Source organism: Rhodoplanes sp., from assembly GCF_013377085.1.
Taxonomy (GTDB): domain Bacteria; phylum Pseudomonadota; class Alphaproteobacteria; order Rhizobiales; family Xanthobacteraceae; genus Rhodoplanes.
This window is the reverse complement of the sequence record NZ_JACAAX010000001.1, coordinates 75,640-95,566: the sequence shown is the minus strand read 5'-3', so window position 1 is coordinate 95,566 and position 19,927 is coordinate 75,640. Positions and strand designations below refer to the sequence as shown.

Genomic DNA, 19,927 nt, shown 5'->3' with positions numbered 1-19,927 from the left:
CCCGTATCAACTGCTTGCCTCCACGGAATCGGTGTCGCCGCTCAGCCGACCAGCACGGCGGCGCGGCCGACGACCTCGCCGCGCTCGACCTTGTCGTGGACGATCTCGGCCTCGGCGAGCGGGCGGATTTCTGACACCAGCGGCCACACCTCGCCGCGGGCGACGAGGTCGAGGCACTCTCGAATCTCGCGGCGGGTGACGTAGCGGCTGCCGAGAATCTCCTGCTCGCCGGCCAGAAGTGCCAACGCCGAGACACTGAACGTCTGCCCGGCGCCGCCCAGCGTGACCAGCCGGCCGCGCCGTCCGAGCGCCCGCACGCCGGCCTCCAAGGTCGCGGTCGCCGAGACGTAGTCGACGACCACGTCGACCCCCTGCCCGGCCGTGAGGTCGCGCAGCGCCGCGACGACATCGCCGTCGCCCGGGTCCACGGTCTCGTCGGCGCCGGCTTTCCGGCAGGCGTCGAACTTCCAGGCGGCGGTGTCGACCGCGATCACCCGGGCCCCCGCCCGCTTGGCCATCATGAGCTGGTGGATGCCGAGACCGCCGCCGGCACCGAACACCGCCACGGTCTCGCCCGGCCTGATCCGGGCGCGCGAGATCACCTTGTGGGGGGTAGCTATCGCGTCGCTGACGACGCCGATCTCGGCCGGATGGGCGCGGTGGTCGAGCTCGGGCGGGAGCGTGATGAAGATGTGGGCCGGCAGCTTGATGTATTCGGCATAGCCGCCGTCGCAGTCGATCCCGACATTGCCGCCGCCATGCCGGCACAGCGGCTCGAGCTCGTTGCGGCAATACTCGCAGCGGCCGCAGTTCAGGTAGTAATAGGCCGTCACGGCGTCGCCGACCGACAATCCCTCGACGCCTGCCCCGACGGCGACGATCTCGCCCGTGATCTCGTGACCGATCACCCGAGGAAACGTCACCGCCTTCCGGCCCGCCTTGACGTGCTGGATGGTGAGACCGGAGCCGCAGGCCAGCACCCGGGCGACCGCCTCGCCCGGACCCGGCACCGGATCGGGCAGCTCCGCCATCACGAAAGGCGCCCCGGCCGCCTGCAAAACCATCGCTTTCATCGCACGTTACACTCCAAATCACACACACCGCGCCGGCCGGCCCGGGCCCGCGGTCCAGCGCCTGCGACTCGGTGGCGGTGGACGACGGCATGGTGACGCGCCGGCTCGCTTGACGCAAAACGTCGAATCGCGCGGACATCCAAGGTAATATATGCTGGCGTCGTGATCCGAGGATCGCGGCCGCCCGCGGAGCACATTTCCGAAAGAAGCGGTTTCGACGGCGACGATTTGGATTTGTCGATTTGGGCTTCGAATTGGACCAACTTGGATTTGGACCAGAAAAGATGAACCGATCGGCTGGTCGTCGGTCGCTTGTTCGGGATGATGGCGCCGACCGCCTCGCCCCGCCGCCGCCCACACGTCGCGAACCGCATTGCCCATCGACGGCGGCTGAGCCGCACGTCATTTCAGGTGTCGCATCAGGAGCGTTCGACCATGTCTGACTCCTCGCCCGTGAACAAGCCCACGATCTCCACCAGCCCGATCGAGACGCCCGTGGGCGCCCCCGTCGATCCCGTCATCGCGCCGCGCCCGTCCGAGCCGCCCCGGCGGCCGGAGCCGCCGAAGACCATCGTCGACACCGCGATGGAGACCACCAAGGCTTACGCCAAGTATGTGTGGGCCGACCTCCTGGTGCTGTTCACGGAGATCAAGCCGGCCTTCGTCAAGTTCGCGATCAAGCAGAAGAACTTCCTGATCGGCCTGGTGGTCTTCATCCTGCTTCTGCTCTGGCTGTTCTGACCAGGCATTCGGGCAGGTCGCACGTTCTTTCGATCCGGATGGTCTCGCGCCGCAAGGCCGTCCGGAAGTGAGTGTTGTCGTGCGTGTCCGTGGTGACGCGGGCGCGCGCCTCGCTCAGCGGCGCCGGAAGCCTTCGCGGATCGAATCCATCCGCCCGGTTCCGCCCGAGCCCCAGCGCGGCGGCTGCTGATCGACGGGGTCGCAATCGGACGAGCCGAGCGGCACCGTCACGCCGGTGTCGTTGTCGAAGCGGAACTCCGGACAGCGGCCGCGACGGTCCGGAGCCAACCGGATCGTGCCGACATGGCTGACCTCGGCCTCGGGCGACGGGGTCGACAGCAGCGTCCGGATCGGACCGTCGAAGCTCTGCTCGACCAGAGCGGCGGCGGCGACCATGGCGACGAACACCGCGCAGACAAACAGCACCCGGCGGTCCTGGAGGGGCCGATTGGCCGCAGTTCGTCTCGAGCGCTTCTGCATGCCGATTCGTTCGCCTGACATGCGGGCCTCACCGTCCTTGCACGAACGACGGCCCGCCCGCGGGACATCGCCCGGACGATCGCCTTCTGGCGACATGCCGTCCGGCGCCGGACCGACCTGCCCTCTGCGCTGAACGCCTACCGAGCATCGGCGACGGTTTCTCAATGCCCGGTTAACAACGCCGGCGCGGCGCCGCGATGTTTCGTCATAGGGTTTCTGGCGCAGGCCTGCAGACGGACGGCGGCGCCGTTTTACGAGCGGACCGCTCAGGCGATCCGCTTGATGTCCGGCCGCTCGCCGAGCACCCGTGCGATGGCGGCCTCGTCCATCAGGCTGAAGGCGGACGACAGCGCATCGGCCGTGGTTGCGTCGTCCGCCACCACGGTGACGCGGCGGGAGGCGTCGGCGCAGCCGCCGGTGCGGGGATCGAACAGGTGGTTGCACCGCCCGCCGGTGTCGAAGCGGAAGCCGGCCGCCGCCGAGGTGGCGACCGCGCGGTCGACCACGTCGATCTCTTGTGTGGCCGCGCCCTCCAAAGCGACATGCCAAGGCCGGTGGGCCGGGTGATCGCCGATCGCGCGGATCTCGCCCATGTCGACCAGCGCATGGGCGAGCCCGGCGTCGCGCAGCAGCGCCACCACCCGGTCGGTGATGAACCCCTGCGCGATGCCGTTGAGGGTCACGGCCATGCCGCGCCGCGCGAAGGCGATGCGGTCGCGGCCGAGCCGCAGCTTGTCGAATCCGACTTTGGCGAGCGCCGCCGCGATGGAGACGGCCGGCGGCGGTCCGGCGTCGCGCCCCTGCGCCGAGAAATGCGCCACATAACAGTCCCACAGCGGCTGCACGGTCGGATCGAACACGCCGCCGGTGAGGCGGTTGACGCGGCCGCAGGCCTCGAGCAGCGTGACGAGCTCGGGCGGCGGCGCGACCAAAACGCCGCTGCGGTTCAGCACGGCGAGCGCGGAATCGTCGCGCCAGAGGCTGAAGATCGCCTCCAGCCGGCGGGTCTCGGCGACCGCCGCGGCGACCAGCCGCTCGGCCTCGGCGCGGTCGGGATGGTGGATGCGCAGGCTCGCGACGGCGCCGAGCGCGACGCCGGTCCAGGTCACCAACGCCCCCTCGTCGGCACGCGGCCGCAGCCCGGCCGGCAGCAGCGCAAAGCCGGCCGCCGCCGCCGTCACGGCGACGAAGCGGCGCCGGGTCACGCCCGCGCGCGGGACATCAGCGCGCATGGGCGTGGCTCCCGTCGGTCGCGATGGCCGGGGCGGCCTCCGCCTCGGCCGCCGAACCGAGCACGTAGTCGCGCGGAATGTCCTTGAAGCCGACGATGCGGCCGCCGTGCCGGGCCGCGAACGTTTCGGCCGCCGCGCGTTCGCCGAACGGCACCGCCTCGGGCGTGCCCATGCCGCCGCGCTTGTCGCTCTCGATCACGAACACGGCCTTGCGGGCCTCGACCCAGTTCTCCGCGCCGGGCGTGTCCCAGCTCTCCGCCCGCCCCATGTCGGAGACGTAGATGGCGCGGATGTCGCGCGGCTCGTCCGGCATCATCGTGAAGGCGACGGCGTCGCGCGCCGAGGAGAACCACACCGGGTCGATACGGCTCGCCAGCACGATCTGCCCCTTCGGGCCCGGATGCTCCAGCACGTTCATGCCGCAATAGCGGCCGATGGCCTCGGCATTCAGGGCCTGCGGCGGCGGAAGCGGCGCGGCGGCGCGCTCGTTGCAGGCGGCGAGCGTCAGCGCGGCGAACGCAGCGACGAGAATGCGGACCAGCATGTTTCAAAGCTCCCTGCGGGCGAACAGCGCCGTGGCGAGGCCGAGCGGCAGGAGAATCCAGCCGACGAGTGCGGCGAGCAGCACGCCGCTGCCGAGCGCCACCGTGCCGCCGAGGCCGGCCATGCCGGAGAACAGGCTGACATTGGCGAAGCCGGTGAGATTGAGCAGCCGATAAGCGTCGGTCGGGTTGAACAGCAGCACAGTCTCCAGCACGCCCGATCCGATGTGGGCCCCCTGGTCGGCCACCAGGACGCCGAGCAGAGCGAGGTCGTAGACGACGACGAACAGGAGCCACAGGCAGATCGCCACAGCCGCCGCGGCGGCGCGGCTGCGGGCGAGCGCGCTGGTGCAGTAGCCGATGGCCACGAACGCCCCGCCGAGCAGCAGCGACGAACCGATCATGGCCCCAAAAGCCTCCCAGCTCTGGCGGTCGACATCGGCGCCCGTGAAGACCACCGCGACGCCGGCCGCCCCGAAGCCGACGAGAGTCGCGATCGCCAGAACGACCATGTGCCCCAGGAACTTGCCGAGCACGATCTGCCGGCGCGTCACCGGATAGGCGAGCAGCAGCAGCATGGTGCCGCGCTCGACCTCGCCGACCAGCGCGTCGTGCGAGATCAGCAGCGCGATCAGCGGCAAGAGCAGGATGCCGAGGCTGGACAGCGAGACGATCACCACGTCGAGCGCATTGACCCCGACCGTGCCGGTCGGCGTCGAGCCGAGCAGCGTGAGGCTGAGCGCGAGCGCCCCCAGCAGCAGCGTCGCGGCGACGACCCAGCGGTTGCGCACCGCCTCGGTCAGCTCCTTGCCGGCGATGGCGAGAAGGCTTCTCATCGCGCGCTCCCCCGTTCGAGGAAATGGGCATAGAGCTCGTCGAGCGTCGGCGCCGCCACCTCGATGTCGTCGATCGCCCCGTCGTTCGCGGCGGCGCGGCGCAGCAGCGCCATCTTGGCGTCGGGGCTGCAGACGAGGTCGTAGTGATGGCCGTTGAACGGCAGCCCCTCCTCGCGCAGCCAGGCCGGCGTCGCGGCGCGCTCTGCGACCTTGACGCGCACGCGGATCGGCAAACGCGCCAACTGCCGCAGTTCGCCGAGCGAGCCGTTGGCCAGCACCTTTCCGCGGTCCAGGATGACCACCCGGTCGGCGACACCTTCGAGCTCGCTCAGCGCATGGGTCGAGACCAGCACGGTCGTCCCGTCGCGGGCGAGATTACGCATCAGGCCATAAAGGTTTCCACGCAGCGCCGGATCCAGGCCCGACGTCGGCTCGTCGAGCAGCATCAGAGCGGGTCGGGCCAGCAGCGCCTGGGCGATGCCGAGCCGCTGGCGCATGCCTTTCGACCAGGTGCCGACGCGGCGGTCGGCGGCATCCGACAATCCGACGACGCCGAGGAGGCGCGCCACCTCGCTCTTCGGCTCGCCCTTCAGCCGCGCATAGAAACGCAGGATCTCGCGGCCGGTCAGCGCCGGATTGAAGGCGACGTTCTCGGGCAGGAAGCCGATGCGGCGCCGCGCCTCGGCGTCGCGCTCCGCCGGGTCGGCGCCGAGCACATGGATACGGCCGGCACTCGGCCGGATCAGGCCGAGCATCAGCTTCATCAGCGTCGTCTTGCCGGCGCCGTTGTGGCCGACCAGGGCGACACACTCGCCGGCCTGCACGGCGAGCGACACGTCGCGCACCGCCTCGACGGCGCCGTAGCGCTTGGCGACATTGGCGATCTCGACGGTTCGCACGGGCGCGCTCGTGTCGCTTGTCATGGCCTGGCCCTCCGACCCTTCGTCTCCGACGTCTCCGACGTCTCCGACGTCGTTGTCGTTCTTGTTGTCGCTGTCGTCGTCGGCGCCGCCATCAGCGGATGGCTGTCGACGACGCCGCCCGGATACAGCGCCGGGAACTGCGCCTGCGCCCAGCGCAGCATCTGCACGGCCGGGCTCGCCACCAGGATTTTCGCGGCCGGCGCGGTCCACAGCACCTTGTCGATGATGTCGTTCGGCCGGTAAGCCGTGTCGGCGACGCCGTCGCCGTCGAGATCGAAGCCCGGATTGTCGCTCCAGAAATTGCCGCGCCCGTCCTTCGACCAGTCGAGCGAACGGGTGCCGACATATTTGACCTGGTGGCGGTTGCGCACGAAGGCGTTGCCGACGATCTCGTTCTTCTCCGAGCCGGCGGTGAAATGGATGCCGATCTCGCAGCCCTCGAAGCGGTTGCCGGTGAAGCGGTTGGCGTTGGCGTTGTAGATGAACACGCATTTCTCCGGACCGGCGCGCCGCACCATCCCGGAGTTTTCACGCGCCCGATCGAGAAGTGCTGCGTGCTGGTCGTCGACCGCGATCTCGGTGCTGGCCGCGATCGGGCCGCCCAGGACGACATTGCCGGCGACCGTCGCGTTGTTGGCGTAGTTGAACAGGAACCCGTGGTCGCGGTCGCGCTCCGAGCGATTGCCCGTGATCTTCAGCCGGCTCGAATACATCACGGCGAAGCCGACATGATTGCCGGCCGAGACATTGCCCGCGACCGTGCTGTCGTTGGTGTACATGTAGTGCACGGCGAAGCGCACGTCCTGGAATCGGTTGTCGGCGAAGATATTGTTGCGGCTGCTGATGACGAAGACGCCGTCGCGCCCGAAGCGGATGTCGTTGCCGACGATGCGGGCGCCCGGCGCGTTCCACACCGAGACGCCGTTGCCGGCCTCGCTGGTGCGCCCGCCGCGCCGGCCCAGGATGGCGTTGCGCTCGACCGCGGCACCTTCCGCGCCATGCACATAGACGCCGAACAGGTTGCCCTCGATGCGGTTGCCGGCGACCCGCGCCCGCGCCGCCGTGCGGGCCAGGAAGACGCCCGAGTCCATGGTGTCGAGACTGCTGCCGGAGCCGACGATGATCAGGCTCTCCACCGCCGCATCGACCGCCGTCACGGTGACGACGCTGCCGTCATGATCCCCATCGAGCACTGCCCCGTCCTCGCCGCGCAGCGTCAGCGGCACGGCGAGACGCACGGGGCCGCGATGGCGCCCCGTCTTCAGCACGACCACGTCGCCCGGCGCGGCGGCGTCCAGCACGCCCTGCAGCGGCGTGCCGGGCTCGACTGCGATGGTAGCGGCCTGTGCGCCTGATGTCATGACAACGACCGCCAGGACACTCAGGAGAAGCGGCACGCTCCCGTTCACCTCTCCCCGCCGGGGAGAGGTCGACGCGCACGGCGCGGCGGGTGGGGGGGTCCCTACCCCGACGTCGGATCCCCTCACCCCGCTGCGCGAAAGCGCGCCGAACCTCTCCCGACGGGAGAGGACAGGAGGCGGCACCAAGAGCGGCACCGTATGGTGGAGACGAGCCATCATGCGTTGCGCGGATGCACCAGCATGCGGCCCTTCATCTCCATATGCATGGCGTGACAGAACCACGAGCAATAGTACCAGTAGACACCCGGTCGGCTCGCCGTGAACGAGACCGACGCGGTCGCCTGCGGCGCCACCTCCATGTTGATGCCGTAGTTGACGATGGCGAAGCCGTGGGTGAGATCCTCGACGTCGTCGACATTGGTGACGTAGACCGTCACCTCGTCGCCCTGGTTCACCTCGAACGAGTCGAGCGCGAAGGCCGGCGCCGACGACGTCATGTAGACCCGCACCACATTGCCGTTGCGGATCACCTTGGCGTCCTGCTCGAGCTTGATGCCGTCCGCCGCCGCCTGCTTGCGCGCCTCCTCGAAGAACGGATCGTCGCGCTTCCACACATGCAGCGGATTGACCTTGGAGCGGTGCACGATGGTCGCGTCATGCGGCTCGGCGAAGCTCGGGCCGTCGTGCACCACCACCATCCGGTCGCCCGAGATGTCGATGAGCTGGTCGTTCTCGGGCTTCAGCGGGCCGACATTGAGGAAGCGGTCCTTGGAGAACTTGTTGAGCGAGATGAGCCACTTTCCGTCCGCCTCCTTGGTCTGGCCCATGGAGGTGTGGTTGTGGCCCGGCTGGTAATGGACGTCGAGCTTCTGGATGACCGGGTTGACCTTCTCGCCCTTGAAGGCGCGCCGCGCCGCCTCGATGTTCCACTTGCAGATCTGGCTGTCGAGGAACAACGTGGTGTAGGCATTGCCCTTGCCGTCATAGGCGGTGTGCAGCGGGCCGAGCCCGAGCTCCGGCTCCGCCACCACCACGTCGCGCGGCTTGATCTTGTCGTCGAACAGATCGTCGAACAGCCGCACGTCGAACACCGTGACGGTCGGCGACAGCTTGCCGTTGGCGACCACGTGAATGCCGTCCGGCGCCGTGTTGATGCCGTGCGGGCTGTTGGAGACCGGCACGTAGCGGGTGTAGGGCGAGCCCTTGCGGCCGTCGACCACCGGCACGCCGCCCATCTCCTTGAAGTCGCCCTTCTTGACCGCGTCCTCGATGCGCTTGAGGTTGAAGATGACGACCCAGTCCTGCTCGTTCGCCGTCATCTCGGCGAGCGTCACGCCGCCCTCGGAATTGTAGCAGGTCGAGAAGGCGTATTTGCCCTGGAAGTCGGCGTCCACATTGTCGAGATTGCCGTCCACCATCACCTGCCAGGCGACCTTCATGGTGTCGCCGTCGATGGCCGAGAAGATCGAGTAGTACTGCTTGGGGTCGTTCAGCACCTTGCCGTCGTTGGGCAGCGGCACGCCGTCCTCGCCGTTGGCGAAGACGTAACCGGTGCGCGGATATTTCTGCACCCGCAGACCGTGCACCGTGTGCTGGTTGGGGAGCTGGATGATCTTGTCGCATTTCATGATGTCGCAGCGCACCCGGGCGACGCGGGTGTTGGCCTTGTCGTTCATGAAGACGTAGCGGCCGTCATAAGTGCCCTCGGTGAACGACATGTGCGGGTGGTGCAGGTCGCCGTTCAGATAGGTGCCGCCGCGGGTCTTGAGGAACTCGCGGGTCTCGGGCGTCAGCCCCTCGGTGAGGATTTTCAGGCTCTCGTTGGTCTGGCCCCAGCCGGTGGCGCTGTCGCGGTTGAAGACCGGCACGCGCATCAGCTCGCGCATCGACGGCAGGCCGACGATGCGCATCTCGCCGGTCTGGCCGCTCGAGAAGAACACGTAGTACTCGTCGAGCTCGCCAGGCTTCACCTCGTATTTGGCCGGCCCGCGTTGAACCGCCGGCGCAGGCGCCGGCGCACGGGTCTGTGCCTCGGCGGTGCCGAGCCCGGTCATGCCGGCGCCGGTCGCCGCACCCGCCACGCCCGCGACGGTCGCGACCGCACCGGTCCTGATCAGGTCGCGTCGGTTGAAGTCTCTGCTGGTGTCGTCGGTGCTCATGGGGTCTCCTCCGGTTCCGGTCTTGCGTCTGCTGGTCAGGTGTCGGCGGTGGCGGGCGCCGCCGCGGGGCGGCCGCCCGCCGTGACGACGGGGCGCGTCGGTCCCTTGCCGCCCCGCATGGACGGTGAGGTCAACGCTTCGCGCCGCTCGCGCTTCAGCCTCACCTGGATCATGTGCGGGCAGCGGTGGTCGTCGAAATAGAGTTCCTGGCAGTGCATGCAGTAGATGCACTCGTTGACGTTGATGTGCCCCTCGGGATGGATCGCCTGGACCGGGCATTCGACGGCGCAGCGCTGGCAGGGCGAACCGCATTCCGACCAGCGTCGCAGCCATTCGAAGGTGCGCAGCCGTCCGGGGATCGCCAGCGCCGCGCCGAGCGGGCAGAGGTAGCGGCAGAAGAAGCGCTCGACGAACAGCCCGGCGACCAGCAGCACCACGGCGTAGACCACGAACGGCCAGTCGCGCACGAATTTCAGCACGATCGCGGTCTTGAACGGCTCGATCTCGGACATCTGCTCGGCGTAGCCGACCGAGTAGAGCGACAGCCCGAACAGCCCCAGAAAGACGATGTATTTCACCGGCCACAGCCGCTCGTGCAGGCCCCAGGGCACCGGGAACTGCGGGATGCGCAGCGCCTTGGCGATGGTGTTGGTCAGCTCCTGCAGGGCGCCGAACGGGCACAGCCAGCCGCAGAACGGTCCGCGGCCCCAGAACAGCAGCGCCGCCGCGACAGCCGTCCACAACAGGAAGATCAGCGGCGCCGTGAGGAAGTGGTCCCACGAGAAGCCGGTCATCAGCGCGTTGGCGAATGTGAGAATGTTGACGACCGAGAGCTGGGCGTTGGCGTGCCAGCCGATCCACACCAGCGTGAACAGGAGATACGCGCGGCGCACCCAGACATAGACGACCGGCCGGCCCACCAGCGCGTTCTGGAAGAAGAAGATGCCGGTGAGCACCACCAGGGCCACGATCGTGACAGCGATCGACACGGTGTCGCGCCGCCACATCTGCTTCCAGAACGGCTCTTCCAACGAACCCGCGCCGGCGGCGGCCGCGGCCGGCGGCGCGGACGCCGATGTCGAGCCGGATGCCGACGTCGTGACCGTGGTGGCCGGCGGTTCGCGCTTCACATAGGCCTCGGGCAGCGTGTAGCCGAGGTCGACGCTCAGAAAGGCCTTGTCGCGCACGCCGGTCGCGCGCTGCACCATGAGCTGAAGCTGGAACGGCTCGACGGGGTCGAAGCCCGTCTCCTCCGGCACGACGAACACGCCGATCTCGCGAAGATCCGGCGCGTCGGCCGCCGCGAGCGAGCCGATGCGCTCGTGGTCGCGGTCGCGGAAGCGTGCCGCGTTGCCGTCCTGCAGGAGCTGGATGCGGTCGAACAGGCCACCCCGTACATAACCCGAGCCCTTGTACGAGTAGAGGCCGTCGCCGGCGATCAGCAGGGCCTGCTGGCCGGGCTTCAGTCGCCGCAGGAGCTGCGCGTAGCCTGCCTCGCCCAGCAGGCTCTCGCCGATGGTCGGCACGCTCGCGAGCGCCACATAGAGTTCGACGAAGGTCTCGTCGGGATCGCCCGGCTCGGGATTGGCGATCGCGGCGGCGTTGCCCGATTTGGCGAAGGCCTCGTTGATGTCGGCGATGGTGAGATGCAGGCGGCGCACCGAGCCGTCGCCCAGGAGGCTCTCCCAGTCGCGCTGCTCCTGCCGGGCGAGGTCGACGGTGCGGAGCACCGGCGCGACGACGCCGGGCGCCGCCGCGGCGGGCGCGCCGCCCGCGCCGGCGAGCCGGCCGCTGCGCACGATCTTGACGGCCGAGCGCACCACGCTGTCGGCCATCACCAGCACCGTCACGGTCGCCCCGCTGATGATGTCGGGCTGCGGCGCCTTCGCCTGTCCGCTCGCGATCGGCGCGATCCTGGTGCCGATGAGCTTGTTGACCGCCTCGACGACCTTTTTCTCGGGCACGCCGACCAGGACGATCGGTTCCTTGTGCTCGACCAGCGCCAGGCCCGTGACCGCGGCGTCGCGGTCGAGCCCGACCAGCACCTCGATCGGCTTACCGGAGTATCCGGTGGCGGTGGCGAAGTCGGCGTTGAGATAGACGATGCCGAGCAGCAGGTCGCCCGCATAGACGGGCGCCAGCGGCGGCTCGCCCTGCAACGGCCCGAACCGGTCGGCGCCGTTGAAGAACTGCTGCGGCGTCACCTTGGCGAGGAATTCGGACAGCCGCGAGTCCGCCGCCGCAACCGGCGCGGCGACGAGCAACAGCCACGCGATCGCGACGACGAGAAAGCCGCTCACGCGTGAGACCATGAATCGATAGCCGTAGCTGTCGGATCGCGACATACGAACCCGCCGTCGGTGCCGGAATGTGGTGGGGTGTGAATCAGGTCCGACGTCGTTGTCGGCCACGATCGATCCACGATATGCGCCGCGATGCGCAATGGAGCCCACTTGAACGCCGGCCCCATCCACTGTCAACGACGGGCCGACACGTAACAATCCCAAGCAATCCGGCATTCGGCATCTCGTTACCTCGCCGGCCGACGGATCGCCTGTTTGTGACGAGCAATCGCTCGCATGCTCCGGTTTGCCGGCGTTGCACGCCGAGTCGACCGCTGCTCGCATCTGCCAGCTACGCCGACTTTGACGTCGCCGAAGGGCAGCTTCGTTGCGCGTGCGCAAACAAGTCCGCGAACGGCTCCGGTCCCCCGTGGCGAAGCGTGTGGCGGGTCGTTACTCTGACGACCAGATACGCGGGGGCTCGGCGCCGCCGCGCCGGGATCAGGAGATGTACATGTCCCGACTGCAAGCTCCGCCACCTGCCCCGGTCCGCTCGATGACCGAGCTGTTCGCGATCGCGCAGGCGATGGAGACGGACGCGGTCGCCTATTACAACGCGATGGCCGTGGCCATGCGGCAGCGCGGATCAGCAGCGCTGGCCGACGTGTTCGATCGTCTCGCCGCGGTCGAGCGCGGCCATGTCGCACAGGTCGACGACTGGAGCCGGCGCCAGCACGGCGCCGTGCCGGAGCCGACTCGCCTGCGATGGTCGCCGCCCGACACGTTCGACGTGCCCGCCGGCGAGGCCTCGCGCTCGCGCCTGATCACGCCCTACGGCGCGCTCGCCGCCGCCGTGCGGCAGGAGGAGCGCGCCTTCACGTTCTGGAGCTACGTCGCCGCCGAGGCCGCCGACGACGAGGTGCGGCGCGCCGCCGAGCACATGGCGCTCGAGGAGCTGGAGCACGTGGCGATCCTGCGCCGCGAGCGCCGCAGCGCCTGGCACGCCGAGCGCGGCACCCGCGCGCCGTCCCGCCATCTGACTCTCGCCGATCTCGCCGAGCGCGAACGCGCCATCGCGGCGCTCCTGGCCGCGGCTCCGGAACAGATCGCCGGGGCGCGCAGGCCCGAACTCGCGGAGCAGGCGCGCCAAGCTGTGACACGACTCGACGCGCTCGCGCTCGACCACGGATCGGAACCGGTGGCGAGCCTCACCGGCGAGACGTGTTCAGCAGAGACGCGATCAGGAGATGCGCCCGCATCGACGGATGACCTGCTCGCGGCGGCCGAGTTGCTGGTCGACGCCTATCTGGCGGCAGCCGAGCAGTCGCAGAACGACGCCGTCGTGTCACTCATGCACGACTTCGCCGCCATGGCGGTCACCCGCCTCGCCGCCCTGCACGACGAGGCACCCGGGACGTGAGGAGCGCGTCCTGGCCGAGGCGCCCGGCGGGACCGGAGACACACGTGGATCGGCCGCACGGCCTACTCGGCGTCCTCGGCCATGTCGACGCCGACGACCGGCAGCCAGAACCGAAACACGGTGCCGCCGCCCGGATTGGGCTCCGCCCAGATCCGCCCCTGATGAGCCTCGACGATGTTGCGGCACACCGACAGGCCGATCCCCATGCCCTGGCTCTTGGTCGAGGCGAACGGCATGAAGAGCCGGTCGGCGATCTCGGGCGCGAGGCCCGTGCCCGTGTCGGCCACGCTGAACTCGATGCGCTCGCCGCTCGCCGACAGCCGGATGTCGAGCTCCTTGCGCGGGGTGTCCTCCATCGCCTCGATGGCGTTGCGCACCAGATTGAAGACGACCTGCTGGATCTGCACCTGGTTGACCAGGATCGTCCCCGGCTTGTCGGTGTCGAAACGGACCTCGACGCCCTTGTGCTTCGCCGCCGTCAGCGCCAGCGTGGAGGCCTCCTGCATGAGGGTCGCGGCGCTCACGACACGCCGCTCGCCGTCGCCCTTGCGGACGAAATCGCGAAGCTGCTTGATGATCTCCCCGGCCCGCAGCGCCTGGTCGCCGATCATCTGCATCATTTGCCGCAGCTTCTGCCGTCGCTCGTCGTCGATGTCGTCGGCGGCGACGATCCGCTGGCAGCCGCCGATATAGACGGCGACCGCGGTGAGCGGCTGATTGAGCTCGTGTGCGAGCGCGGCCGCCATCTGGCCCATCTCCGAGAGACGCGACACGTGCAGCAGCTCGGCCTGGAGGGTGCGCCGCTCCTCCTGCGCACGCTTCTCCGCGTCGATGTCGACGATCATCTGGACGGCGCCGGCGACACCGCCGCTCTCGTCGAGAAACGGCAGCGCGGCGATGCGGGTCCACAGCGGCCCCTGGTGCTCGTCGCCGCGGAAGAAGAACTCCAGGCCCGGCCATACCGGCTCGCCACGAAGTGCGCGCGCAGCCGGGTAGTCCTCGGGCTTCAGCAGCCGGCCCTTCTCGTCGTAACCCTCCCACAGCGCGCGGCGGGCCTCGTCGCGCGACGCGATCACGTGCGGCACGAAACGCCTGAAATACCCGTTGCTGACCATGGCGCGGCCGTCACCGTCGAAGAGCCCGACCCCGACCGGCAGAGCCTCCATGATGACGGCGAGGCGGCGATCGCTTTCGCGCAGCGCCTGCTCGGTGCGCATGCGCTCGGTGATGTCGATGACGATGCCGATATACCGGTCCACGCGCCCGTTCGCGTCGACGATCGGCCGGCTGCGCGCGAGAAGCCATCGGACCGGCTCGCCCGCGGGACGATTGACCCGCCACTGGACCTCGAACTCCTGGCCGGCCGCTGCGGCCGCGCCGACGATGCCCGCCACCCGCTCGCGGTCGTCGGCATGAATCGAGGCGACCCAATTGTCGTAAGAGGGCTCGCACGCGCCGATCGTCAGCCCATACAAGGCCCACAAGGACTCGGACCAGTAGTTGCGGTTGTCGGCGAGCGTCCATTCCCAGGAGCCGGCATGCGCAGCGTCCTGGGCCAGCCGCATCCGCAGCTCGCTGTCGGCAAGCGCGCCTTCCCGCGCAATCAGCGATTTCGCTGCCGTGTCGAAGGCCTGCAGGGCGTGATCGACCTCCGGCACCCCGGTCGGCTGGAACCGCACCGGCTCGCCCCGCTGAAGCCGTCCGGCGACCTGCACCAGCGCCTCGATCGGGCCGGTGATGCGTCGGGCCGCCCAGGCCGCCAGCAGCACGCTCAGCACGGTCACGGCCAAGCTCGCGACGGTCGCGGCGATCATGGTCTGCCGGATCGGCGCCTCGAAGACGCTCTTTTCCGTCGCGAGACCGATCGCCCAGCCGCTCATCGGCGACACCGAGTTGGCGCTGACGATCGGTCGATCCTCGACCGACAGGAACTCGGCGACGCCGTCGACCCGCCTGACCGCGAGCCATCCGGCGGACGCCGGCTTGCCGACCCAGCGCTCGTGGTCGAGAGATCGCGCGACGAAGTTTCCGCTGCGATCGATCACCCCCGCGAGCCAGCCCTCCGGCATGCGGCGGTCGTTGAGAAGATCCCGAATGGCATTCGCCTGAACGCCGATCAGCAGATAGTAGGCGGGCGCGCCGGTGCGAAACACCGGCACGCCGGCGCCGATCACCGGCGTGCCCGCGACCGGACCGACGACGACGTCGGTGAACTGGACCTGCCTGGTCTCGAACGCGCGACGCTCTTCCGCCAGCACCGACGGGGGAACACGCGGCAACGACGCACCGGGCGACAGCAGGGTGTTCAGCACCTGCTGGCCGGCCGGATCGACCAGCGTCACCCAGGCACCCGGAAGGCCGCTGATCGCACGCTCGGCCTCGCCTCTGAATGCGACGATGTCCGCGGCCTGAAGCGCCGGAGACGTCGCCAGCGCCTGCCCCACCGCGACGTACTTCCCAAGCTGCGCCTCGACGGCGCTCATGATCGAGCGCGAGGAGTAAACGATGGCCTGCGTCCGCGCGTCGCGCTCGAGGACGGCGAGCCGCCAGACGATGGCGACGGACAGAAGCAGCATCGGCAGCGCGACGGCGAGCACGATCAAGGTCAGGCGTCGGCGGATCGTCAGCCCGTGCGGCGCCAGTCCCGGCTCGACGGCAGTGATGAACGGCGTCGAACGCCGGGCGGACGGCGCCACCGGCGTCGACGCTGCGCTCGGCTGCGGTCCGATAGTCATGCTGGCTCCCGATGCGGATCGCGCCACTATATGGGGGAGACGCTCTCACACTTCCGTAGAAGTACTCAGAATCTGTCTGCCACCCTGGCGGACGTTCTGCAGCGGCACTGTGTTGGAGTGAAGAGGCGAGAAGAGGGAGCGTGCCGAAACATGACAAATCAGCACGAGCGGCTCGGATGATCTTCTCCGGTGGCGAAGACCGCCGAGCAGATCGCGCCCCGGCAGATCGGCTCTACCGGACAAGCCTGCACGATGCCCCGGCGATGCGAGATCGGCCCGCCGCAAGAGCATGCGACCACGCACGATAAACACGACAAATCAACGAGAGCGCGTTCGTGTCCATGGGACGGAACGCGCTCTCGCGGCCGAAGCCGGCGCGGCGCGAGCCACGCCCGAGCCGATCAGACGGTGCGTCCGCTGCGCGGCACCGGCCGAACCGGGCGCGGCCCCTCCGCCACGGGGACAGCCGCCTTCTTGGCCGGCGCAGCGGCCTTGGAGCCGAGGCTCAGGCCGCCCTGCGACACCCGCACGAGGGCCAGCAGAACGATGGCGCCAGCCGCCGCGTGGATGACGAGGCCGGCGTTGCCAGGCATCACGGCGACGCCGAAGTGCCGGGCCGCCCAGACGCCAGCGAAGGCGCCGATGACGCCGACGACGGCATCTCCGGCCATCCCGAATCCTTTACCGGTCGCGAGCCGATCGGCAATCCAGCCGGCGCCGGCCCCGACGACCAGCACAATGGCGAGAAACGGTAGCGATAAAGTCATTACATCCCCCGAGTTTCAAAATGATCGAGCCGCACAGTGCGGCAGCAAAGACGTTGCGCGCCCCGCGAGCAAAAAAAAGACGGGGACACCCGGAACGCGCGGCACACCCGACGCGAACCATCGTAACAACGAATTCGACGGTCCATTGTTCCGGCCGACGCGGCCGATCGACGCGGAAACCCGGAGACCTCCCTTCAGGCGGCGCGCCTCCCCCTGCGGTCGCCGGAGGGGCCGTCTAAACCGATACTTAACCGAAGCTGATCAAGTTGGAGGGCGAGCCTCTTCGCCGTGCCCCCGCGGCGACCGGCTCCGCGTCGTCGGTCACGGCCGGGCGACCGTTCGCCGAGCCAGTGAGACCGATGGTGCGCGACGACATCCTCCCCATTGCCGAAGCGCTCGGTGCGGCAGCGGGCTTGGCCGAAGAGACATTTCTGCAGACGGGCGTCCGGCTCGGCTCCTCGGTCGATCTCCTGGAGCACCTGACATCCCTGTTCGGCAGCCTTCAGGGCGAGCTGGGCGGCGACGCCTTCCACCGCGCCACCGAGGACCTCTCGCAGGTCGGCGCAAAGGCGACCGCGCTCGGCGGCGCCCGCCGCGACGAGCGGGCCTCACTCGACCGCCTGACCCGGGTCAGCGCCGGTCTGCGCCGGCGAATCGACGAGATCGCCAAGGAAATCCGCACCATCGACGTGCTGACCATCAATGCCCGGATCACCGCCTCCGGCATCGGCGCGGCCGGCACCGAGTTCCTGGACTATATCGGCGGGATCGGTCGCTCGCTGGCGATCACCAACACCAATCTGCAGCACTTCCGCGACGATCTCGTCGCGGTCGCCCGGCATCTCGCGGTCGCCAGCACGGGCGAGACCGTGTTCGCCACCCGCCACACCGAGACGATGGCACAAGTGCCGCGGCAGCTCGCGCACAGCCTCGACCTGATCACGGCGCGCTCCCGTGCCGCCGCCGAGGCCGCCGCCGCGGTCGGCGCGCGCTCGCGCAAGCTCGCCGACGGGGTCGGCCGCGTCGTCATGGCCCTGCAGGTCGGCGACGCCACCCGCCAGCGCATGGAGCACGTCCAGGCGAGCGCCGGCCAGCTCGCCGATCTCGCCGGCGCGACTGCGGCGGACGACCGGCACGCCCCATGGGCGGATCTCGGCACGGAGGAGCGTCGCGCCCTCGTGGCCGCCGGCTGCACCCTGCAGGCGGCCCAGCTCGGGGACGCCGCCGACGAGCTCGCCCGCGAGATCGCCGCGGTCCACCGCACCCTCGACGGGCTCGCCGCCGACGCCCGCGAGATCGTCCGGCTCGGCCAGACCGTCTACGGCTCGACGGCGCATGGCGGCGAGTCGTTCCTGTGCGAGCTGGAGGAGGACGTCAGCCAAGCGCGGGCGTTGTTCGAGGGCTTCCGCACAGCGCGCGAAAGCGCCGACGGGATCATCGCCGAGGTGCTGCGGATCGCCACCCGGCTGGTCGACCATATCGGCACGGTGCGGGCCGTCGAGGCCGACATCCGCATCATGGGCGTCAACGCGACGCTCAAGAGCAGCCGCCTCGGTACCGTCGGCAAGCCGCTGGGCGTCGTCGCCGAGGAGCTGACGCTGTCCTCCGCCCGAACAGCGACCGAGGCGGTCGCCGCGACGGCGGACGTCCAGGCGATCGTCGCGACGGCCGAAGCGTTGGCGGGACAGAACCAGGCGGCACGGCTCGCCGAGATCGCCGCCGTCATCACGGCGATGGATACCGCCATCGCCCGCCTGCACGCCGTCGCCGAGACCCTCGGGGCCGCGCTCGCGGCACTCGCCCGCGACGGCGCCGCCGTGGTGTCGGTGCTCGACGAGACCGCCGCCGGACTCGCCCGGGCCGAGACCATCGCAGCCGCGATCCGGCACGCCGCGGCCGCCTTTGCGGCGGTCGCCGCCGCCGCGCCAGCCCGATCGATCCCGACGGGAGAGGCCGCGGACGCGCTGTTCGCGCAGCTCGCCGCCCACTACACCATGGCGCGCGAGCGCGACGTCCATGCCCGCGCGGCCCCGCGCGGCCTCGCCACGACCCTCGCTCCGCCGATCGCCGCCGCCGCGCCGGCGATGGCCGAAGCGAGCCTCGACGACATGCTGTTCTGAAAAGCGAGCGGCCGGCTGGAGCATTTTCCGGCGATCTCGACCCACACTCCGCTCAGTCCCGCGCAAGCGGGACTCCAGGGGCCACGGCGCGGGGCGCGGGATCCCCGCTTTCGCGGGGACGAGCGGAGCTCGTAGGGCAATTCATCTCCGTTGAAAATTGCCCTATGCCGATCCGGCGCGCAGGACCGCGCCGGCCAGCGATCCGAGCGGCAGCACGCGGTCGACGGCGCCGAGGGCGATCGCCTCCTTGGGCATGCCGAAGACGACCGAGGTCGCCTCGTCCTGGGCCACCGTGTGGGCGCCGGCCTGCTTCATCTCCAGGAGTCCGCGGGCGCCGTCGTCGCCCATGCCCGTCATGATGATGCCGAGCGCGTTCGCCCCGGCGAAGCGCGCCGCCGAGCGGAACAGCACGTCGACCGAGGGCCGATGGCGCGACACCAGCGGGCCGTCCTTGACGCTGACGTAATAGCGCGCGCCGCTGCGCTGCAGCAGCATGTGGCGATCGCCGGGCGCGATCAGCACGCGCCCGCGCAACGCGGTGTCGCCGTCGGCGGCCTCCTTCACCTCGACGGCGCACAGGCCGTCGAGCCGCTTCGCGAAGGCGGCCGTGAACTTCTCCGGCATGTGCTGGACGATCAGGATAGGCGGCGAATCCGCCGGCAGCACCTCGAGCAGCGCCCGCAGCGACTCGGTACCGCCGGTCGAGGCGCCGATGCACACGATGGTCTCGGTGGTCCGCGCCATCGCATGGCCGGCCGAAGGCGCCGCCAGCATCACGTCGGCCGTCAGCTTCTTAGCCGGCGTCGCGATGCCCCCCGGACCACGGGCCCGGCGCGGCAGGCAATGCAGGCGAGCCCCCGCCGCGGCCTTGACGGCGTCGCAGATGCGCACCTGCGACTCGATCAGGAACTGCGTCACCCCGAGCCGCGGCTTGAGGATCACGTCGACGGCGCCGGCCTCGAGCGCCTGCATCAGCGTCTCGGACCCCTCCTCGGCGAGCGACGAGCACATCACCACGGGCAACGGCCGCTGGCTCATCAGCTTGCGCAGGAACGTAATGCCGTCCATGTGCGGCATCTCGACGTCGAGCGTGATGACGTCGGGCAGCTCGGCCTGGATGCGGCGTGCCGCGACGAACGGATCGGACGCCGTGCCGATCACCGTGATGTCGGGATCGGCGCCGAGGATCCCGGCGAGCGTCTGCCGCACCGATGCGGAGTCGTCGATGATCAAGACCCGGATCGGCGCCGCCATGG

The 19,927-nt window shown here is 69.7% G+C and carries 15 protein-coding genes; 3 read left to right on the top strand and 12 right to left on the bottom strand.

Annotated features, from left to right (window positions below; genetic code table 11):
- Positions 1-41 precede the first annotated feature (41 nt).
- Positions 42-1,073: an alcohol dehydrogenase catalytic domain-containing protein gene (locus HXX10_RS00350; protein WP_296519351.1), complete on the bottom strand. Its 1,032-nt coding sequence runs from the start codon at positions 1,071-1,073 to the stop codon at positions 42-44.
- Positions 1,074-1,508: 435 nt separating this feature from the next.
- Between HXX10_RS00350 and HXX10_RS00345 the strand changes: the two genes are divergently transcribed.
- Complete coding sequence (locus tag HXX10_RS00345; RefSeq protein ID WP_296519350.1) at positions 1,509-1,814, top strand: hypothetical protein; 306 nt, start codon at positions 1,509-1,511, stop codon at positions 1,812-1,814.
- A gap of 114 nt (positions 1,815-1,928) precedes the next feature.
- Here the strand turns inward: HXX10_RS00345 and HXX10_RS00340 are convergent, their stop codons facing one another.
- The 8 genes from HXX10_RS00340 to HXX10_RS00305 form a co-directional block, all read right to left on the bottom strand.
- The gene (locus HXX10_RS00340; protein WP_296519349.1) at positions 1,929-2,315 is read right to left on the bottom strand and encodes a hypothetical protein; all 387 of its coding nucleotides are present in this window, start codon (positions 2,313-2,315) and stop codon (positions 1,929-1,931) included.
- Positions 2,316-2,560: 245 nt separating this feature from the next.
- Positions 2,561-3,526, bottom strand: a complete 966-nt coding sequence (locus HXX10_RS00335) for an FAD:protein FMN transferase (RefSeq protein WP_296519348.1) — start codon at positions 3,524-3,526, stop codon at positions 2,561-2,563.
- A complete protein-coding gene (locus HXX10_RS00330) occupies positions 3,516-4,070 on the bottom strand; it encodes a nitrous oxide reductase accessory protein NosL (RefSeq protein ID WP_296519347.1) in 555 nt (184 codons plus the stop codon). Before HXX10_RS00330 ends, HXX10_RS00335 begins: the two co-directional genes overlap by 11 nt.
- A 3-nt stretch (positions 4,071-4,073) precedes the next feature.
- Complete coding sequence (locus HXX10_RS00325) at positions 4,074-4,904, bottom strand: ABC transporter permease subunit (protein WP_296519346.1); 831 nt, start codon at positions 4,902-4,904, stop codon at positions 4,074-4,076.
- A complete protein-coding gene (locus HXX10_RS00320; RefSeq protein ID WP_296519345.1) occupies positions 4,901-5,827 on the bottom strand; it encodes an ABC transporter ATP-binding protein in 927 nt (308 codons plus the stop codon). Before HXX10_RS00320 ends, HXX10_RS00325 begins: the two co-directional genes overlap by 4 nt.
- Positions 5,824-7,188, bottom strand: coding sequence for a nitrous oxide reductase family maturation protein NosD (locus HXX10_RS00315; protein ID WP_296519344.1), 1,365 nt, complete (start codon positions 7,186-7,188; stop codon positions 5,824-5,826). Before HXX10_RS00315 ends, HXX10_RS00320 begins: the two co-directional genes overlap by 4 nt.
- A 215-nt stretch (positions 7,189-7,403) precedes the next feature.
- The gene (gene nosZ, locus HXX10_RS00310; RefSeq protein ID WP_296519343.1) at positions 7,404-9,347 is read right to left on the bottom strand and encodes a TAT-dependent nitrous-oxide reductase; all 1,944 of its coding nucleotides are present in this window, start codon (positions 9,345-9,347) and stop codon (positions 7,404-7,406) included.
- Positions 9,348-9,382: 35 nt separating this feature from the next.
- Positions 9,383-11,659 carry a NosR/NirI family protein gene (locus tag HXX10_RS00305; protein WP_296519679.1) on the bottom strand — a complete coding sequence of 759 codons (2,277 nt, stop codon included), beginning with the start codon at positions 11,657-11,659 and terminating at the stop codon, positions 9,383-9,385.
- Positions 11,660-12,143: 484 nt separating this feature from the next.
- Between HXX10_RS00305 and HXX10_RS00300 the strand changes: the two genes are divergently transcribed.
- Entirely contained in the window at positions 12,144-13,049 is a 906-nt protein-coding gene (locus tag HXX10_RS00300; RefSeq protein ID WP_296519342.1) for a ferritin family protein, read from the top strand.
- Between the two features lie 62 nt (positions 13,050-13,111).
- Here HXX10_RS00300 and HXX10_RS00295 read toward each other — a convergent pair whose 3' ends face one another.
- Both HXX10_RS00295 and HXX10_RS00290 read right to left on the bottom strand, forming a co-directional pair.
- Positions 13,112-15,784: an ATP-binding protein gene (locus HXX10_RS00295; RefSeq protein ID WP_296519341.1), complete on the bottom strand. Its 2,673-nt coding sequence runs from the start codon at positions 15,782-15,784 to the stop codon at positions 13,112-13,114.
- Positions 15,785-16,185: 401 nt separating this feature from the next.
- Complete coding sequence (locus HXX10_RS00290) at positions 16,186-16,455, bottom strand: GlsB/YeaQ/YmgE family stress response membrane protein (RefSeq protein ID WP_296519340.1); 270 nt, start codon at positions 16,453-16,455, stop codon at positions 16,186-16,188.
- A 455-nt stretch (positions 16,456-16,910) separates the two neighbouring features.
- On the opposite strand from HXX10_RS00290, the gene HXX10_RS00285 reads away from it, so the two are divergent.
- Positions 16,911-18,671: a hypothetical protein gene (locus HXX10_RS00285; RefSeq protein ID WP_296519339.1), complete on the top strand. Its 1,761-nt coding sequence runs from the start codon at positions 16,911-16,913 to the stop codon at positions 18,669-18,671.
- A gap of 162 nt (positions 18,672-18,833) precedes the next feature.
- Here HXX10_RS00285 and HXX10_RS00280 read toward each other — a convergent pair whose 3' ends face one another.
- Positions 18,834-19,925, bottom strand: coding sequence for a chemotaxis response regulator protein-glutamate methylesterase (locus HXX10_RS00280; protein ID WP_296519338.1), 1,092 nt, complete (start codon positions 19,923-19,925; stop codon positions 18,834-18,836).
- Positions 19,926-19,927: the final 2 nt, after the last annotated feature.

Coding starts and splice junctions, on each gene's coding strand:
- HXX10_RS00330 (WP_296519347.1), bottom strand. CDS start 4,070: ATGCTGGTCCGCATTCTCGTCGCTGCGTTCGCCGCGCTGACGCTCGCC.
- HXX10_RS00290 (WP_296519340.1), bottom strand. CDS start 16,455: ATGGCCGGAGATGCCGTCGTCGGCGTCATCGGCGCCTTCGCTGGCGTC.
- nosZ (WP_296519343.1), bottom strand. CDS start 9,347: ATGAGCACCGACGACACCAGCAGAGACTTCAACCGACGCGACCTGATC.
- HXX10_RS00315 (WP_296519344.1), bottom strand. CDS start 7,188: ATGACATCAGGCGCACAGGCCGCTACCATCGCAGTCGAGCCCGGCACG.
- HXX10_RS00320 (WP_296519345.1), bottom strand. CDS start 5,827: ATGACAAGCGACACGAGCGCGCCCGTGCGAACCGTCGAGATCGCCAAT.
- HXX10_RS00340 (WP_296519349.1), bottom strand. CDS start 2,315: ATGTCAGGCGAACGAATCGGCATGCAGAAGCGCTCGAGACGAACTGCG.
- HXX10_RS00295 (WP_296519341.1), bottom strand. CDS start 15,784: ATGACTATCGGACCGCAGCCGAGCGCAGCGTCGACGCCGGTGGCGCCG.
- HXX10_RS00350 (WP_296519351.1), bottom strand. CDS start 1,073: ATGAAAGCGATGGTTTTGCAGGCGGCCGGGGCGCCTTTCGTGATGGCG.
- HXX10_RS00325 (WP_296519346.1), bottom strand. CDS start 4,904: ATGAGAAGCCTTCTCGCCATCGCCGGCAAGGAGCTGACCGAGGCGGTG.
- HXX10_RS00335 (WP_296519348.1), bottom strand. CDS start 3,526: ATGCGCGCTGATGTCCCGCGCGCGGGCGTGACCCGGCGCCGCTTCGTC.
- HXX10_RS00345 (WP_296519350.1), top strand. CDS start 1,509: ATGTCTGACTCCTCGCCCGTGAACAAGCCCACGATCTCCACCAGCCCG.
- HXX10_RS00280 (WP_296519338.1), bottom strand. CDS start 19,925: ATGGCGGCGCCGATCCGGGTCTTGATCATCGACGACTCCGCATCGGTG.
- HXX10_RS00285 (WP_296519339.1), top strand. CDS start 16,911: ATGGTGCGCGACGACATCCTCCCCATTGCCGAAGCGCTCGGTGCGGCA.
- HXX10_RS00300 (WP_296519342.1), top strand. CDS start 12,144: ATGTCCCGACTGCAAGCTCCGCCACCTGCCCCGGTCCGCTCGATGACC.
- HXX10_RS00305 (WP_296519679.1), bottom strand. CDS start 11,659: ATGGTCTCACGCGTGAGCGGCTTTCTCGTCGTCGCGATCGCGTGGCTG.